Annotated in this window: 13 protein-coding genes; 12 read left to right on the forward strand and 1 reads right to left on the reverse strand. The window is 60.6% G+C overall.

The features are described from left to right. Positions 1-26: 26 nt before the first annotated feature. Complete coding sequence (tssH, locus tag IB244_RS13855; RefSeq protein WP_192304610.1) at positions 27-2,753, reverse strand: type VI secretion system ATPase TssH; 2,727 nt, start codon at positions 2,751-2,753, stop codon at positions 27-29. Between the two features lie 164 nt (positions 2,754-2,917). Here tssH and IB244_RS13860 point away from each other — a divergent pair, with 164 nt between their 5' ends. The 12 genes from IB244_RS13860 to icmH all read left to right on the forward strand — a co-directional run bounded on the left by IB244_RS13860 (position 2,918) and on the right by icmH (position 16,843). Beyond that, complete coding sequence (locus tag IB244_RS13860) at positions 2,918-5,014, forward strand: serine/threonine protein kinase (protein WP_192304612.1); 2,097 nt, start codon at positions 2,918-2,920, stop codon at positions 5,012-5,014. A gap of 94 nt (positions 5,015-5,108) precedes the next feature. Continuing rightward, complete coding sequence (locus tag IB244_RS13865) at positions 5,109-6,272, forward strand: ImpA family type VI secretion system protein (protein ID WP_025659183.1); 1,164 nt, start codon at positions 5,109-5,111, stop codon at positions 6,270-6,272. Next, on the forward strand, positions 6,269-6,805 hold the full coding sequence (gene tssB / locus IB244_RS13870; RefSeq protein WP_018856378.1) for a type VI secretion system contractile sheath small subunit: 537 nt from the start codon (positions 6,269-6,271) through the stop codon (positions 6,803-6,805). Before IB244_RS13865 ends, tssB begins: the two co-directional genes overlap by 4 nt. Positions 6,806-6,808: 3 nt before the next feature. After that, positions 6,809-8,317: a type VI secretion system contractile sheath large subunit gene (gene tssC, locus IB244_RS13875; RefSeq protein ID WP_018856377.1), complete on the forward strand. Its 1,509-nt coding sequence runs from the start codon at positions 6,809-6,811 to the stop codon at positions 8,315-8,317. 28 nt (positions 8,318-8,345) lie between these two features. Further along, positions 8,346-8,795 (forward strand): Hcp family type VI secretion system effector, encoded by a 450-nt coding sequence (locus tag IB244_RS13880; protein WP_025659184.1) that lies wholly within the window; start codon positions 8,346-8,348, stop codon positions 8,793-8,795. Continuing rightward, complete coding sequence (gene tssE / locus IB244_RS13885; RefSeq protein ID WP_192240531.1) at positions 8,782-9,543, forward strand: type VI secretion system baseplate subunit TssE; 762 nt, start codon at positions 8,782-8,784, stop codon at positions 9,541-9,543. Before IB244_RS13880 ends, tssE begins: the two co-directional genes overlap by 14 nt. Positions 9,544-9,545: 2 nt before the next feature. Next, positions 9,546-11,420, forward strand: a complete 1,875-nt coding sequence (gene tssF / locus IB244_RS13890) for a type VI secretion system baseplate subunit TssF (protein ID WP_169680788.1) — start codon at positions 9,546-9,548, stop codon at positions 11,418-11,420. Next, on the forward strand, positions 11,384-12,445 hold the full coding sequence (gene tssG, locus IB244_RS13895; RefSeq protein WP_192304615.1) for a type VI secretion system baseplate subunit TssG: 1,062 nt from the start codon (positions 11,384-11,386) through the stop codon (positions 12,443-12,445). The genes tssF and tssG overlap by 37 nt, the downstream gene beginning before the upstream one ends. Then, positions 12,442-13,704 (forward strand): type VI secretion system-associated FHA domain protein TagH, encoded by a 1,263-nt coding sequence (tagH, locus tag IB244_RS13900; protein WP_192304617.1) that lies wholly within the window; start codon positions 12,442-12,444, stop codon positions 13,702-13,704. Before tssG ends, tagH begins: the two co-directional genes overlap by 4 nt. After that, positions 13,704-14,165: a type VI secretion system lipoprotein TssJ gene (gene tssJ, locus IB244_RS13905; RefSeq protein WP_192304619.1), complete on the forward strand. Its 462-nt coding sequence runs from the start codon at positions 13,704-13,706 to the stop codon at positions 14,163-14,165. The genes tagH and tssJ overlap by 1 nt, the downstream gene beginning before the upstream one ends. 16 nt (positions 14,166-14,181) lie before the next feature. Continuing rightward, positions 14,182-15,516 (forward strand): type VI secretion system baseplate subunit TssK, encoded by a 1,335-nt coding sequence (tssK, locus tag IB244_RS13910; protein WP_169680781.1) that lies wholly within the window; start codon positions 14,182-14,184, stop codon positions 15,514-15,516. A 4-nt stretch (positions 15,517-15,520) separates the two neighbouring features. After that, the gene (gene icmH / locus IB244_RS13915; protein ID WP_025659190.1) at positions 15,521-16,843 is read left to right on the forward strand and encodes a type IVB secretion system protein IcmH/DotU; all 1,323 of its coding nucleotides are present in this window, start codon (positions 15,521-15,523) and stop codon (positions 16,841-16,843) included. The last annotated feature ends 1 nt before the right edge of the window (position 16,844 follow it).

Raw genomic sequence — 16,844 nt, forward strand, 5'->3', positions numbered from 1 at the left:
CTCCCCGTCGACAGCCACGTCTTTGCCTATTCGAATGCGTAAGTGAAGCCTTCCGGGGATGTTCCGATCCTGGCCTTGGTAAGGCGTTTACCCTCGAGGGACCAGTTCAGAAGACCTTGGCTGAGGGTCGGCAGAAGTGTATTGGTCAGGATCGCGTCTATCATGCGCCCCCCCGATTCGACCTCGGTACACCGTGCCTTTATCAACTCCAGGACCCCGTCTCCGATGACCAGCTCGGCGTCATGGTTGGCGCGAAGCCGGCGCGCGATCTTCGCGAAATGATGTTGTGTGATCGCCTCAATCATTGAATCCGAGAGCGGATAATAGGGAACGACAATCACACGTCCGAGGAAGGCTGGCGGGAACACTTTCAACAGTGGTGAACGTAGTGCGCGTTCGAGCTCCTCGGGCGGCGGCCGCCTCTTGCCGCCGTCGGCAAGCTTCATGATAACATCCGAACCGACATTCGACGTCAGCAGGATGAGACTGTTCCTGAAGTCGATCCGCCGGCCCTCGCTGTCGTCCATCATTCCTTTGTCGAAAACCTGGAAGAAGATTTCGTGCACATCGGGATGCGCCTTCTCCACTTCATCGAGCAAAATGACGGAATAGGGCCGCCGGCGCACGGCCTCGGTCAGCACGCCCCCCTTGCCATAGCCGACATAGCCGGGAGGCGCGCCCTTAAGGGTCGAGACCGTATGGGCCTCCTGGAACTCCGACATGTTGATGGAGATCAGGTTCTGCTCGCCGCCATAGAGGGTTTCGGCGAGAGCCAGCGCCGTTTCTGTCTTGCCGACGCCCGACGGACCGCATAGCAGGAACACGCCCACCGGCTTTTCGGGAGAGGCCAGGCCCGCACGGCTGGTTTGCACACGCCGGGCGATCGATTCCATTGCGTCCTCCTGGCCGACGACACGCTCGCCCAGAACCGCGGCAAGCTTTAGCGCCTTTTCGGTCTGGCTGGTCAGCATCCGACCGACAGGAATGCCCGTCCAGTCCTTTACGACAGAGGCAACAGCGTTCTTGTCGACGGAAAGGAGGACCAGCGGTGCCTCGCCCTGAACCGCGGCAAGCTCCGCCGTCCGGGCCTTGAGCCGTTCAAGCTCGGCGCGTTGATCCGATGCATCGGCGGCCTCCCGCCCGACACGCTCTACGTCGGCGGCACCCGGCAATTCCCCGCCTGCCTCCGCTTCAGCAAGCGCGGCATCGAGCGCAACTCCTCTTCCTCGCAGGCTAGCTCGCAGACCAAGGATCTCGTCGACCATCGACTGTTCGCTTTCCCAGCGAGCCTTTGCAGCAAGCAACGCGGACTCTATTTCGGCGAGAGCGGCTTCAACTTTGGACTGGCGCTCGGCGACTTCAATGCCGATTGCCGCTTCACGCCCGATAATGCCCTGCTCGATCTCAAGGGACTGCTTGCGCCTCAGAAGGTCTTCAACCTCAGCCGGCGTCGCATGCTGCGATACCGCCACCCGCGCGCAGGCCGTATCGAGCAGGCTGACTGCCTTGTCCGGAAGTTGGCGGGCGGGAATGTAGCGATGTGACAGGCCGACGGCCGTCTCGATCGCTTCGTCCAGGATCTGCACCTGATGGTGTTTCTCCAATACACCGGCCACCCCACGCAGCATCAGGATGGCAGCTTCCTCATCAGGCTCTTCAATCTTGACCACCTGGAACCGGCGGGTCAACGCCGGGTCTTTTTCGATATGCTGCTTGTACTCTGCCCATGTCGTTGCGGCGATTGTGCGAAGCTCGCCACGTGCCAAGGCTGGCTTGAGAAGGTTCGCAGCATCTCCCGTTCCCGCTGCCCCGCCTGCCCCGATCAAGGTATGAGCTTCGTCGATGAAGAGGATGATCGGCGTCTCCGATGCCTGAACTTCGTCGATGACCATCTTTAGCCGCTTTTCGAACTCACCCTTGACGCTTGCCCCCGCCTGCATCAATCCGATGTCAAGCATGTGTAGCGCCACGCCCTTCAGCGGAGGCGGGACATCTTCTGCTGCAAGGCGAAGCGCAAAACCCTCGACCACAGCTGTCTTGCCTACGCCGGCTTCACCAGTCAGGATCGGGTTGTTTTGTCGCCGTCGCATGAGAATGTCGACAATCTGGCGGACCTCGGGATCGCGGCCGACGACCGGGTCAATTTTCCCATCGCGCGCTCGACGGGTGAGGTCCGTCGCATACTTCGCCAATGCGGAGTCACCGCCTGCCGGGCGTTTTTTTCGGGCCTGTTCTTGGATCTCGGCCTTGCCGGCATTTTCAAGTGATCCGGCAAGCAGGTCATCCAGCCGTGGAAGTATCGAATCCGCCTCGATCCGATCGAATTCGGCGCTGATCTTCAACAGAAGGCCGTCAAGCACCGCAACCTTTCTGCATGCCAGGAGCACATAAGCCCCGCGGACTTCTTCGGATCCAAACTGCAGGCTTGCCAGGCTCCAGGCTTCCTGGATGGCATGAAATATGTGATCGGAAAACTCCTCGATAGAGGTCGCGCCATAAGGCAGCTTGTCTATTGCCCTTGCCATGTCGGCAGCAAGCCGGCCAAGTTCGATGCCGGCATCGGCAAAGAGAAGCTGAAAATCCGCACGGTCCACCAGAGCCAGCTGTTCGACCCAGTGAACAAGTTCGACGTAGGGATTGCCGCGAAGCTTGGCCGCGTCGGCCGCCGCCTTGAACGCGCGCAGGCAAACGGGATTAAGTTTTCCGACCAGTTCCTTGCGCTTGAAGCTCTGCGAAGACATGTTCTGCTCCATGTCGATCGGCTCCTGCCCAGGTGATCTTAAAGAGGTCCCGAGCCTCGTCTTTGATCGCTGGTCACAGCGTGCCACATTAGAGTATTCTTGACAAATATTCAGGGCCACGTGTTCCTGGTGAACAGTCTCGCGTAATTTCCACTGGGTGCGCTGGGAGGCTCCAGATGATCGATCCGCTGCCTGGCGACATCTTTCGCAAAGCTCAGGTGCTTAACAACACCTACGAGATCGAGGGTATCCTCGGCCGCGGCGGCACAGGTGAGGTCTACAGGGCAAGCAACCGGATCACAGGCCGTGTGGTGGCGCTAAAGGCGCTGAAACGCGAGCTATCGGGAAACGCCGGGTATCTGGAGCTTATGAAGCGTGAGGAGGAGATGCGCAACATCTCCCACGATGCGGTTGTGCGCTACACCGACTGCAGCCAGACCGAAGACGGCCACGTCTATCTGGTGATGGACTACGTCGCCGGAACACCTCTCAGCGAGTGGCTCGAACGTGGCGGGGCGTCGCCTCGGGATCTGCTGGTCGTGGCCCACAGAGTGGCCGAAGGCCTTGTCGCGACGCACGAGCACAAGATCGTTCATCGCGACCTTTCCCCTGACAATATCATCCTGCGCGACGGCAGGCCGGAGGAAGCCGTTATCATCGACTTCGGTATCGCGAAGGACAGCAAGACAGGGGCTCGTACAATTGTCGGCAAGGAATTTGCGGGCAAATACGAATATGCGGCGCCGGAACAGTTGCATGGGCAGGCGGAGCCACGCTCTGACCTTTATGCGCTGGGCGCTTCGCTGCTTGCCACATTTCGAGGAAGGATTCCTGACGTCGGAACCAGTCCCGGCGAGGTTGTCCGTCACAAGGAACGGCGACTTGATACCTCGGGTGTTCCTGAACCGTTGAAGTCGCTGATCGACGATCTCACCAGGCCGGACCCTGCCCAACGCCCTCCGAGTGCTGCCGCAGTCGTCAAGGAAATCGGCAGATTGCTGCAGCCTGGTCTCGCCAAGGCACGGCGGGAGACCGGGCATCAAGCAAGGCCCAGGTGGCAGCCATGGCTCGCGATCCTGCCCCTGGTGGCGCTGGCGGCAATCGCCGGGCTTTGGTTTTTCGGGGTTTTTGAGCATTTGTCCCCGACTGCGCTTCCGATCGCAACCCCTTACAAACTCACGGCCGGGGTGGATGCCCAAAGCCGCCCCATGCTTGCGGGTTTTGCTCCGGATGCTGAGCAGCAACAGGCAATCCTGTCGACCTTCAACCGAACGGTCGGGCTTCCTCCGCCCAATGGCGCTCTGACGCTTGCACAGGGTGCTCCATCTGAACGGTGGGCGCAGGACATTGACACCTTGTTTAAAGCCGCCGCTCCACTCGTCGAGTGGAAGCTCGAAGTCGCTGATCGGACAGCTCGCCTCACCGGTCTGGCGGCGGACAAAGCTGCACGCGAAGATGCGGTCACCCGCTTTGACGCTGCGGCAAAAGCGACCGGTTACCAGAGTATCGTCCGGATCGCGGCCGGTCCGCGGGACCTGTCGCCGGACCAGTTGAAGCCTCTTCTCGTGCCACTTCAAACCTGCGGTCCGCTCCTCGTTCAACCTCCGGCGAGCGGCAGCTTTCCTCTCGGCTCGACGCTGGTCGTCCGTGGAAATGTCGCGTCCGGCGATGACGTCGAAGCCCTGAAAAAGACGCTCGCCCCTCGTGTCGGAGATCGCGAGCTACGCTTCGACGCCACAGTGCTCAACAGCCAACTGTGCGTTGTTCAAGAGCTGCTGCCAGATGCACCGCAAGGTCAAATGTCGATCGTTCTCGGCTACGGCGACAGGACCGAACCGAACATGGCAGGCGTCTATTCGGTCGGCGATAACCCGGTCATTGACGTAATTGCGCCGGCCTCGCTCGACAAGGGATACCTGTGGGTCGTTATCGCCGACGTCACCGGCAATCTTTTCAATGTTCTTCCGAACATAAAGAGGCCCGATCACGCCCTTGCCCAAATTGGGTCCGTGTCGGGTGGCATGCGCACTATCCGTGTTGCCTACCCTGCGGCAGAGGGGGCAGCCGATCCTTCCAAGCTCTCCTTTTCCGTCGACGCCACGTTCGGCAGAAGTCTGATAATTGTCATGCAGACCGACCAGCCACTTTTCCCACAGCTTCGCCCAACGACGGAGTCGACCAAGTCGTTTGCCGAAGATTTACGCGCTGCGATAGCTAATGGGCATGTGTCAATTCTCTCGATGAGCACCCGGCTGATCGACACCCGGAATTAATTAGAAGCCGGACATACACGGCATTAGTATAGACCGGGAAGTTGTGGTAAAAAGCAAATTGCAAGGGAATACTAGTCGGTTAACGGGGGTTCGGTTGTTCGACTCTGCTCTCTGGTTAAGTCCGCTGGACGGTGTGAACCCGTCAGGTGAAAGCTTGCGGAATGACGGACGGTTTCACGAGCTCGAGCGCCTCGTGCAACCGCAGATAGAAATTAGCCGTGACGAGCGCAATAACCCCGTTTCACGGACCGAGGTCCCGGTCGACTGGTCGACAGTCCTTCGAAAATCTGAAGAGTTGCGCCCCCATGGACGGGATCTGAGGCTCCTGGTGATCGTGACGCGCGCGCTTGCCAACGAACAGGGTCTTGCCGGGCTCGCTGACGGGCTGAACCTGATCACTGGAACCTTCGACATGCATTGGAAAACGATGCATCCGGAACTTCGCGAGGGCTTGCCACTCCGCGACGCCGCCCTACGTCGGATCAACGCTCTTCTACAGCTTCAGAACGACAAGGATGGCTTGCTCGGCGATCTTCGCAAGATGACCTTTTTTACGCCGCGGGGCGTCGGCCCTGTCACAGGGCGCGATCTGGATCGCGGGGCGATCGACACCCGAACCGTTCTCAGCGAGGCCGCACCCGGACTGAGCGAGGCCGAGAAGGCGTCGCTTGTAAGCGCCCATGACCAGTTGCTGAACCGTGTAAGGATCGGTTGCGCTGCCTTTGCAGAACAAACCCCCGACGAGGCGATAGCGCTTTTCGAGAGCGCAAAGGCTGCGGCGGCTGCAATGGAGGCGCTTGAAACATCGCTCAATCGGCAAATCGGGGAGGATGTACGTGTCACATTGCCGGATTTGAGCCGGTTCCTGCAGCGAGCGGTTTCCACGCTTGAACGAGTAAAGCCGAGCCCCAGGCAGGAAACCGCAAACGATGAAGGCCTCGACCGTGAGGGTGCGCCCGCAATAGCCACCGCCCCCGCCGCTCCGACTTACATCGGAGCACCGGCAGTCTTTCCGTCACGGCTTACATCGCGCGAGGATGTCACAAAGTGCATCGACCTGATCATCGCCTTTTACGACCGTACTGAACCGTCGAGCCCCATCCCCCATCTGGCGCGGAGGATCAAACGCATGGTGCCGATGGATTTTCTGGAACTCATGGAGGACCTGGCGCCCTCCGGTTTGAAGGAATTCCGGCTTCTGGCCGGGGTGCCGGAAAGCAAGAAACCTGTCCCTGGGACGAAAGGTGACCATCAATGAGCGAAACTAAGGCCAAGGTAATTGAAAGAAACCGGGCGCCTCGCGTCCAGATAGCTTACGAAGTCGAAACCTACGGCAGCCCGACAACCATTGAATTGCCGTTTGTAATGGGCGTGATGGCCGATCTCGCAGGCGCCTCCCAGACGCCGGAGGCCAGCAAGTCCGTCCGGGACCGCGCCTTTGTCGAAACGGACGCAAACAGGTTTGGCCGCTTCATGGAAGCGCTCAGTCCACGTGTGAAAGCTCGCGTGAAGAACACCCTTCCCCAACCCGAGGGTGAAGAGCGCGATGAAGAGCTTGCAATCGACCTGACCTTTACCAGCATGGCTGATTTCGCGCCCGATCGTGTGGCCGAACAAGTCCCGCAGCTTGCAGAACTCTTGAGAATGCGCCGCCAACTCGAAGAATTGCTCGGCTTCATGGATGGACGCGTCGACGCTGAAAAACGCATCGCGCAACTTTTGAACAATGAGCCCCTGCTAGCAAAGATCGCCGACCAGGCGCTCGACGATAGCAGCAAGTCGGAGGTCTGAGCCATGGCCGAACAGGAAAAAGCCGCTACCGCTGGTGTCGCGGAAGCCGAGGGAGTCGACCTTCAGGAATTCAGCGGTCTTCTGGAGAAGGACTTCAAGGTCAAGAAGGATGACAGCGACAAGCTTCAAACCTTGGTCAGGAACCTGGCGCTTGCTGCCCGCGCCCGCGCGGAATCGACGGTCATCTCATCGAACGCGATCAAATCGATCAAGTCCCTGATCGGTGGCATCGACAAGCTGCTGACCGAACAGACCAACGAAATTCTGCATGCGCCTGAAGTGCTCCAGATGGAAGGGACATGGCGCGGGCTGTGGTACCTCGTCAACAATACCGAGACGGATCAGAAGCTGAAGATCCGCGTCATGAACATTTCGAAGGAGCAGCTGGCTGATACGCTTGAGGATTACGAAGGTCAGATGTGGGATCAAAGTCCCATATTCAAAAAAGTCTACACCGACGAATACTCGATGCTTGGGGGTAATCCGTTCGGCTGCCTGATCGGCGCCTATGAATTCTCGAACCACCCGAAGGATGTCGGTCTGCTTCGCAACATGTCCGGCATCTGCGCCTCGGCGCATACACCGTTCATAGCAGCAGCCGCCCCTCGTCTCTTCCGCATGGAAAGCTGGCAGGAATTGCCGAACCCGCAAGACCTCCAACAGATCGTCTCGTCGCCGGCCTATGCCTCATGGCAGTCGCTGCGCGAGAGCGAGGATGCCCGTTACATAGGCCTGACGATGCCGCGCGTGCTGGCAAGGCTGCCTTATGGTGCAGAAACCGTTCCGGTGAAGGGCTTTGCATTTGAGGAAGAAGTCCAGGGCGATCATCATAAGTATGTCTGGATGAACGCGGCCTTTCCGATGGGCGTCAACATCAACCGCAGCCACAAGCTGTTCGGCTGGGGCACGCAGATCCGTGGTGTCGAGAACGGCGGGGCCGTGATCAATCTGCCTGTCCACAATTTCCCGACCGACGACGGCACGGTGGCGATGAAATGCCCGACCGAGGTCGCCATTGACGATCGGCGAGAGGCCGAGCTCGCCAAGCTGGGGCTGATGCCGATCCTCCATCGCAAGAACACCGATATTGCCGCCTTCATAGGCGCCCATTCACTGCAGGACGACGAAACGAGGGCCGGCCGGCTGGTCGACCCGGACGCTCAGGCCAACGAGAGATTGAGTGCAAACCTGCCTTACCTGTTCCCGGTTTCGCGGTTCGCCCATTACCTGAAGGCGATCGCCCGGGACAAGATCGGCTCGTTCAAGGAACGTGCCGACATGCAGATCTGGCTGACGGAGTGGATCAACCGCTATGTTCTCGCCAACCCTGTCTTTGCCGACGAAAAGGCCCGCGCAAAACGTCCCCTTGCTGCTGCCGAGGTCCAGGTTGACAGTGTTGAGGGCCGTCCCGGCTGGTACAATGCCCGGTTCTATCTGCGGCCCCACTACCAGTTGGAAGGTATCAACGCTTCGCTCCGGCTGGTTTCGGAGCTGCCGTCCATGAAGTCATGAGCAACAGATAGCTGATGGGAGGTTATTCATGAAAATTGACGGATTTCTCAAAGTACCTGATATCACGGGACCCAGCGTTCGCGATGGCCACGAGGAAGAAATCGAGGTCTACGGAGTGGAGTTTGAGATGGTGGCTCCCTTCGACCCCAATTCATTGTCGCGCAGAGGCCGCGTCAGCTTGGGAATGGTCAACTTCATCAAGCATTACGACAAGTCCTCGCCCTATCTGAAGAAGGCTCTCTTCGACAACACGCCTCTGGACGAGGTCAAGTTTTCGGCGCGCAGAACGATCGAAGGCGAAACGAGCGACTACCTGGTCATCACGCTGAAGGAAGCTTCGGTGACCAACTACCACATGAAGCCAAGTGCCGATGAACCAGACGTGCTCGAAGAGCGGATCGGTTTCGCCTACAAGAACATCACGTTCAACTATGACGACAAGGACGAGGTCGAAATGGATGTCTATGTCGGCAAGTGACAGCTGGCAAAAAGGATTGGGACGGGAGGCAAGACCGCCCGGAGGTCACCCGCGGGCAACTCGCGAAGCGATCCAGCCGTCCCTGTGGGATCGCCTTGTGAACGACCTGCCGGGGCTCAGTTCGGAAATCCATCAACTCCGGCAGGCGATCCAGAACGAAATGGACGAGGAACGTCTCAACGCGCTGATTGCGGGAGGCCTCCATCAGATCGACGCTGCCACGGATATCAGTTCCGAGCAGAAGAAAAACATCCACCGTCTGCTCTCTCTGGAGCGACGGCAGACGGAACTGGAAAGCCGTGGCGTCGTCGTCTCGATCAATGTGCTGCGCGAAGCAGTGCGACGCGACATAGAGGCGCTTTTCAATGCGCAACGCTTCGAATCCTCGCCACTCTTGACCGACTTCGAAGCCGATCAGGCAGGAGACGACCCTCCATCGCTCGAGGACTTCCCGGAGGTGCGCCGCAGCGTGATCAATTATGGCGTCCCGCCTTTTTCCGGCCGTTCCTCGCGTGACTTCGACCGCGATGAACTGGCCAAAGAGATCCGAAGCGTGCTCGCTGCATTTGAACCCCGGCTCAAGGAGAGCGCGACGAAAGTCACCGTCAGTCTTGGCGACAGGGCAGCCGGTCTCAGGATCGACATCGACGCGCTGCTGCTTACCTCCCCCGCACCAGAGCGGCTGCTGCTGCGCACAATACTCAACCTCGATAACGGTTCGGCGCGGACTGAGCTGAAGGACACCTGACCATGGACCGGGTCTTCCTGGAGTATTACGAGGAAGAACTCACCCACATTCGGGCACTCGCCTCCGAGTTCGCGGGAATGCACCCCTCGATCGCGCGCAACCTCTCCCTGGACACGATCCCGTGTCCCGACCCCTTCGTCGAACGCCTTCTTGACGGTGTGGCCTATCTTGCTGCGCGCACTCGCCAGAAGGTCGATGCCGAGAGCTCGCGTTTCGCACGAAGCGTGCTCGAAAATTTCTATCCGGACCTGATCGCGCCTGCCCCCGCGACCGCCATGGCTTTGCTGAAGCCGGGCCAACAGGTCCAGACGATGCTCGCAGGGCACCTGGTAAAGCGAGGAACCCGACTGGTCTCGAGCGTCCGCCCTGGAGTACCCACCCGGTGCATTTATACGACGGCCCAGGACGTTACCCTTTGGCCGCTCGCGATAAGCTCGGTCTCCTATATTCAGGATCGAAGCGCGCTTGCAGCGGCCGGGATAGCCCCAATTGAAGGGGCAAGCGGTTCGGCGGCGCTGAGCGTCATCGTCAATCGAACCGGCAAAGGCAAGCTCAGCGAGTTGTCGCTCGACTGTCTGGATCTGCATTTTGGCGACAAGAGCAAGGCGCCCCTGCTTTTCGATACGCTCTTTGGCGCTTGCGCGGCCGTCGGAGCCCGCCCTGAAGGGCGCGATAACATTCTGAGCGCACTTCCGGATCCAGAGATGGTCGGGATTTGCGACGACGAAGCACTTATGCCGCGCACGCGCCAAACATTCGAAGGCTACAGGCTTTTGCGCGAATACTTCATGGCGCCGGAAAGATTTCACTATGCGCGCGTGAGAAGCCTGAAACCGGTCGTTCGGCGCTGCGGGAGCGGCTTGGAATTGGTCTTTCTGTTACGGCGTCCCGTTCCAGAGCTTGCGAATATCACGACAAAGGATTTCGAACTCTTCGTAACGCCAATCATCAATCTGTTCGAGCGCAGCTGCAACGTCATTGAACTCGATACACGCCGGACCCGGCAAGTACTTCACGCTGATCGCACGCGCCCACGAGACTTCGAAATCTATCGCACAATCGGCGTCGAAGACGCCGACGCCGAAGGCCCTGATGCGGAAATACCGGCACTCTTTAGCTTGGGCCAGAACCGTGGAAACGGCTGGGTCTATTTCGCCGAGCGCCGTCCGCGGCGGCCGGGTGAGGACGAATTGCGCCAAGGACAAACTCGGACATCCTATACCGGCGACGATGTCTTCCTCACGCTTTCGCGCCCTGCCAAGTCGACAGCGGCCCGGCAACTGAAGCGGATTGAGGTTACGGCGCTTTGTACCAATCGCGATCTGCCTATCCTGGACGACACACCGTCCCTCTCGCTCGAAAGCGGCGACCCGGTCGAGAGCGTCCAGCTCCTCGGGGCGCTGCGGCCGCCGTGGCCTTCGATTCCAGCGACGCTTCCGGCTGGAGCGGTGGAAGGCTCGAGGGCCGATGAACTCGCCTGGCGGCTCATCGCGCAACTTTCGCTGAACTTTCTTAGCCTGGCGGAAGAAGGTCGCGGCGTGGATCCGCTTCATGCGCTGCTTGAACTTTACGCGCACCGTGGGGATCCAAGCCTGAGCAGGCACGTTCGCGCGATCGCCCGCGTCGAGGCTCGGCCCGTGATCGAGCGCCTGGCAATTGCCGGGCCGATGTGCTTTGCGCGCGGCACTGAGGTTACGCTTCACATCGATCAATCTGTGCTTGCCGGGCACAGCACCTTGTTGCTTCCAGCGCTGCTGTCGAAGCTTTTTGCGCGCTATTCGGCAATCAACGCATTCGTGCGCACCCGCACGCGCATCATACAGAAACAGGAGGATGTGCTATGGCCGATAGCGCCGGGCAACCGCTTCCTGATCTGACGAAGGAAGCCACTCCATCCCTTGAGGCATTCGACTTCTTCGAGCTCCTGCGACACCTCGAAGACGACGGACAGCTCTTTGGCCAGGCCGGGCGACCGGACCGGGAGCCGGCCCGGCTCGGACAGCACGTGCGGCTTGGTTTTGCCGTGCAGGATGTCGCAAAGGTCGAGCCGGCCACGGAAAGCGCGCCGGCCCGTGTCACGGTGGCAAATATCGGCTTGCTCGGGCCAGAAGGCCCGATGCCCCTCCATCTGACGCGCTGGGTGCTGGACCGACTTTCGCAGCGGTGGTTCGCAAGGGCGGACATGCGGGAGGTCTCCGATACAACATTCGTCGATTTCGTGAACATTCTTCAGCATCGCATGATCGCACTCTTTTATCGGGCCTGGGCCGACGCTCATCCGCCGGTTCAGGTCACACGCAACGACGGCGGCCGCATTCGCGCGATGTCGGCAGCCCTGGCGGGTCTCGGCTTGTGCGGAACGGGGCCCGAGCCCTCGGAAATCGACGCCACCAAGATCTCCCACGCGTCGGCCCTCGCCCATCAGGTGGATGGACCAGAGAGACTTACGCTGTTTCTCGCCGACCTGCTGAAAGTGCCGGTTCGGCTTCGCGAATTTGTCGGCTCCTGGACGTCAATACCGCCAGAGCTTCAGTCACGGATTGGCGGCGGGCATGGGCAACTCGGACGAAGCGCCACGATTGGACCGAGGTCGTTCCAGCGACAGCAGAGGATAGAGCTCTCGATCGGCCCGCTGACGTTTACCGACTATGTCGCTTTTCTGCCGGGCGGTGAACGGCGCGAAACCTTGCAATCCGCTGTCCGCGATCTGGTGGGAGACGGGCTCGACGTCGATGTAAGGCTGGTGCTCAAGAGGGACGACGTTCCCGCGGCCAGGATCGGAGCCATGCGGATCGGACACATCGCATGGCTTGCTCGACCGAACGACCGCGGTGACGCGGATGACTTGTGCATGCGCACCATCATTGGCTGGCGGCCAAAAATGCCGGAGGCCGCGGCATGAGCCTGATCCTCACCCTTGAACACTCACCCCGACCGCAGGCTGTTCGCCAGATGCGGCTTGTTGATGGCGAGCTCGTCATCGGCCGCAGCGCAGACGCTGGCTGGCGGATCGACGACCCCGACATGTATATCTCACGCGCTCACTGCACCATCGGTTTCGTTCGCGGCCGGTATGTGGTGACTGACACCTCCAGCGGTGGGCTTTTCATTGACGGCTCGCGCACGCCGCTTGGACTGGGGAATTCCGCCCCGCTGCATGACGGAGCGCGCCTGCAGCTTGGAAATTACGTCGTCCGGGTTGAGTTCCAGGCAACACCGTCGGAGCGAGCTTCCGAACAGACGGATCCTCAGCCACAGGGTGGGCTCGAGCGGGACGACTTCTTCGCCGAGCGCAAAGAGCCGACAGTTCCTACCCCGCGGCCGGTTGGACTACCTGACCCGTTCGAACAGCCAGCCCCGGGTGCGTTTGTCGCGTCGGACAGGGGCGAGACAGCAAAGAGGGCACCGATATTCGACGATCCCTTCAGCCTCGATCCTCTGCCCGCGTCAGACCAGGGAAAACCCGCCTGGGATTTTTCCTTGCCAAGCACGCCACCGCAGCCCGTCTCCGAGCCCACGCCCGAACCTCGTTCTTCCCCAGCACCGCAGGCGACGCCGACGACGAAAGAGACCGGACAATCCGAAACCGTCTTGCGCGAAGCCTTTCTGCGCGGACTGGGGCTTGGCGCTGAAGAGTTTGCCACATCCGATCCGGTTGCCCAGATGGAGAATTTCGGTCGCGAATACCGGCTGATGCTGGAAGGACTGATGCACCTCTTGCGCAAACGAGCCGAAGAAAAGGGCGAAGCAAGAATCGCCCAGACTGTGGTTGGCGCATCCGAGGTCAACCCTCTCAAATTCCTTCCCACGGTGGATGATGTAATCGCAACCTTCCTGGCTCAGCGCAACGCAGGCTTTCTTTCACCGCAGGCCGCCATCGGCAATTCCATCCGCGATCTCGCCCACCACCATGTGCGAACGTGGCGTGGCGTCCAGGCAGCGCTCGCCAGGATGATAGACCGCTTCGACCCGGCGGCGCTCGAAAGCGAACTGAAGTCGCACTCAGCGTTGGATGCCCTGTTTGCCGGTGGACGGCGGGCGAAACTCTGGGAGCTCTATGAGAACCGCTATCGCGAAATCGCCAAGAGCGCGTCGACGCGCTTCCTCGGCGAAATCGGGAGCGACTTTCGGGATGGCTATGAAGAGAGGGAGGACAATTGATGTTTAACCGACGCGGTTTTCTCATTGTGACCGGCGCGACAGGCCTGCTTTCCGCTTGCATGGGCGGTCCACCCAAATCCTCGACCGTAATCGTCAGGGCGACGGGACAGGCCGGAATGAATGCTGCCGCCGGTGGCGGGGAGCGTCCCGTAACCCTCCTCGTTCTCCGGCTGAAGGATGTCGGGAAATTCAACTCGGCTGACATTTTTGCCCTTCAGTCAGATCCGTCGGGTACGCTCGGCGCAGACCTCGTCGGATCCGAGCAATTGACGGTCGCTCCCGGTGCAACCGCCTCAAAGACGGTGGCGTTCCCGCCGGAGGCCACTTTCCTCGGGATTGTCGCGCTGTTCCGGGAACCCGGCAGCCGTACGTGGCGAAGGAGTGTTCCGATCAGGCCGGAATCGACGGTGACGGCGAATGTCGTACTCAGCCGCGGCGGTATGACGCTCGCGCTCGCCTGAATGGAGGGCGTTTAGCATGACCGATACCAACAAGGTTCTTTGGTCCGAGGGGCTCTTTCTGCGAACGCAGCATTTCCAGCAGCAGGACCGCTATACCGAAGCGCTGATACGCGGCTCGCTGCAGGCTGGACGGTTGCAGACCTTCGGCTTCAAGTCCCTGATGCTGGATGCCGCGCAGTTGGAAACCGGACGGATAGCGGTGACGTCGGCCCGTGGCATTTTCCCGGATGGCACCCCGTTCGCAATACCCGAAACGATGGACGCCCCCACCCCGTTGACAATCACCAACGACATGGGCGCCGGCGCTGTTCAGCTCGCCCTGCCGCTCGAACCTCCGGGAGGTGCCAGCTTCGATCCCGCCCACCGGGATCCCACCGGTGCGAGGTATAGAGGAAGGATCGAGTGGGTTCGCGATGCCGTGCATGGCGGCGCTGATCCCGAAGAGATCGAGATCGCCCGTCCGCAAGCCCTGCTCCTTTCCCCGGCGCAGGCGACCGGTGGCTACACCGCAATGCCGGTGACCAACGTTACCGGGCTCCTTTCCGATGGCAGGGTGGCGATCTCCGAAAACTTCCTGCCGCCCGCACTCGCAACCGGTACCGTGCTGTTTTATGGCCAACTCCTGCAGGAGGTCATCACTGGGCTTGACCGCATAGCTGAAGCCCATGGCAAGATGGTGCTCGGCGGCCCCGGCCGCAGCGTAGAAAATCTGCTGGTGCTCGATCTTGCCAACAGCGCCCGCGCCCGATTGGCGCATATGCTTCCTCAGGAGGTTTTTCATCCGGCCGAGCTCTTTCTGGAGCTCAGCGGTCTGGCTGGCCGGATGGCGACCTACGGGTCGGGCTCTCGGCGACTGAGCGAGCTTCCCATCTATGAGCACATGGCGCCTGGACCAGCTTTTGCTGCACTCGCCGACACATTGCGCTCACTGATCCTGAGCCTGCGCTATGTCGAGCCGAAGTCGCGGGCGCTGCCTGTTTTGAAACACGCCACCAATGTCTGGAAGGTCCGCATCGACAATCCCGAACTTCTGACGGCCAGCCGCATTGTCGTGCGGGTCGGATGCGACATGTCCGACGAGGCGCTGCGCAAAATCTTCGTCAACCAGGTTACTGTGGGTGCTGCGGACGAATTCGAGGCGCTGTGGAAGTCTCGACTGCCCGGTATCGGCCTCAAACCGCTTCACTCTCAGCCCCGCGAAATTCCCTACGACGGAGATCGCCTCTGCCTCGAACTCGATCAACGCAGCGAGCACTGGGAGTCGCTTCTACGCTCGCCCGGTTTTGTGATTGGAGTCTCCGGTGTTTTGCCCAACGAACCACAGATCGACTGCTACTCGGTAAACAGGTAGTACCATGTCAAGCGAGGATCCATTCGGCCTATCGGAAGATCAAGGTCGTACGCGTATCCGCCCCGTCCCCCCGGGCGCAATGCCGGTCATTGCCACCGGCACACTGGCTCGACGCGCCCGATCCCATCCTAATCCATTGGTCAATGCCTTCGCCAGGTTGTTCGAATTTGCCCCCGAACTCGAGAATGCATTGCCACCCGGCAATCCGGAAGCATTGCGAACCAGGCTGATGGAGGAACTCGTTTCGGCACGCGATGCGGCCGTGGCGTCTGGCGAAAGCCTGGCCCGCGCTGATGCGGCCGCCTGGGCTGTCGCCGCACTGCTCGACGATCTGGCACTGAACACACCCTGGGGTGGATCCAGCGCATGGCCGCGCCAGCCGCTGGTCGTCATGCTGCGCGGCGATGTGGATGCCGGGGAGCAGTTCTTCGCCAGGCTGGAGGAACTGGAACGCCATCCCGGTCGCGATCGTGAATTGCTGGAGCTGCAGTATATGTGCCTGGCGCTTGGGTTCCGCGGCAAATATCGGGTGCCGGGGCGTGCCGGCGATCGCTCCATTAACGCCGTTCGCGCTGCAGCCGCGCGCTTCTTGCGGGACGTGGATGCCGAGGGTGCGCCGCTTTCGCCGAGGTGGGAGGGCGTTACGGCGAAAGACGAGCCTTCCGGCTTTGCCATTCCGATCTGGGTGCTCGCTGTCGTGGCGGTCGCACTCGCGACTGCGATCTACGTGCTGTTATCGACGCGGTTGGGCTCCAAGGCGGAAGAGCTTGCGACGCTCGTTCGGGCGCTACCACCGCCGGAGCGCGCCGAAATTTATCGCCCGGAGAAACGCACACCGCCGCCGGGCGCGCCGCCAGTCGAACCCGTCGTCCTTGCGCTTTTACCAGAGTTCCGTGCCGCCGCGCCTCCTGCGCTTCTTCCGGCTTTGAAAGGCAATGAAAACGCCTCTCGGGTCACACTCCTGCTTCAGTCGAGCACTCCGGAGCTCTTCCCTTCTGCCCGGGCCGAATTGACAAAAAGCTTCGAACCCCTCGTCGCATCGATTGCGGCTGTGCTCAAGGACAACGCCGAGCTGATCAGAAGTGTCACGATCGTCGGACACACCGACAATGTTCCGCTCCAGGCCACCAATCCCCTGTCCAACAATCAGCGCCTCTCGGAGGCGCGCGCTGCAACGATTGCCGCCTTGTTGCGTGCCAGCGGCCTGCCGCCGGATCGCCTGAGGTCGGAAGGACGTGCAGCAACGCAGCCTCTGGCCGGAAACGACAGTCGCGAAGGCCGGGCTGCTAACCGCCGCATCGAGCTCTTGATCGAAAAGGGGCTCTGAG

Source organism: Rhizobium sp. RHZ02 (assembly GCF_014851575.1).
Lineage (GTDB): Bacteria > Pseudomonadota > Alphaproteobacteria > Rhizobiales > Rhizobiaceae > Rhizobium > Rhizobium altiplani.

What these genes read in the sequence shown, in the direction of transcription:
- tssH (WP_192304610.1), bottom strand. Translation starts at nt 2,753, where the DNA reads ATGGAGCAGAACATGTCTTCGCAGAGCTTCAAGCGCAAGGAACTGGTC.
- IB244_RS13860 (WP_192304612.1), top strand. Translation starts at nt 2,918, where the DNA reads ATGATCGATCCGCTGCCTGGCGACATCTTTCGCAAAGCTCAGGTGCTT.
- tssB (WP_018856378.1), top strand. Translation starts at nt 6,269, where the DNA reads ATGAGCGAAACTAAGGCCAAGGTAATTGAAAGAAACCGGGCGCCTCGC.
- tssC (WP_018856377.1), top strand. Translation starts at nt 6,809, where the DNA reads ATGGCCGAACAGGAAAAAGCCGCTACCGCTGGTGTCGCGGAAGCCGAG.
- IB244_RS13880 (WP_025659184.1), top strand. Translation starts at nt 8,346, where the DNA reads ATGAAAATTGACGGATTTCTCAAAGTACCTGATATCACGGGACCCAGC.
- tssE (WP_192240531.1), top strand. Translation starts at nt 8,782, where the DNA reads ATGTCGGCAAGTGACAGCTGGCAAAAAGGATTGGGACGGGAGGCAAGA.
- tssF (WP_169680788.1), top strand. Translation starts at nt 9,546, where the DNA reads ATGGACCGGGTCTTCCTGGAGTATTACGAGGAAGAACTCACCCACATT.
- tssG (WP_192304615.1), top strand. Translation starts at nt 11,384, where the DNA reads ATGGCCGATAGCGCCGGGCAACCGCTTCCTGATCTGACGAAGGAAGCC.
- tagH (WP_192304617.1), top strand. Translation starts at nt 12,442, where the DNA reads ATGAGCCTGATCCTCACCCTTGAACACTCACCCCGACCGCAGGCTGTT.
- tssJ (WP_192304619.1), top strand. Translation starts at nt 13,704, where the DNA reads ATGTTTAACCGACGCGGTTTTCTCATTGTGACCGGCGCGACAGGCCTG.
- tssK (WP_169680781.1), top strand. Translation starts at nt 14,182, where the DNA reads ATGACCGATACCAACAAGGTTCTTTGGTCCGAGGGGCTCTTTCTGCGA.
- icmH (WP_025659190.1), top strand. Translation starts at nt 15,521, where the DNA reads ATGTCAAGCGAGGATCCATTCGGCCTATCGGAAGATCAAGGTCGTACG.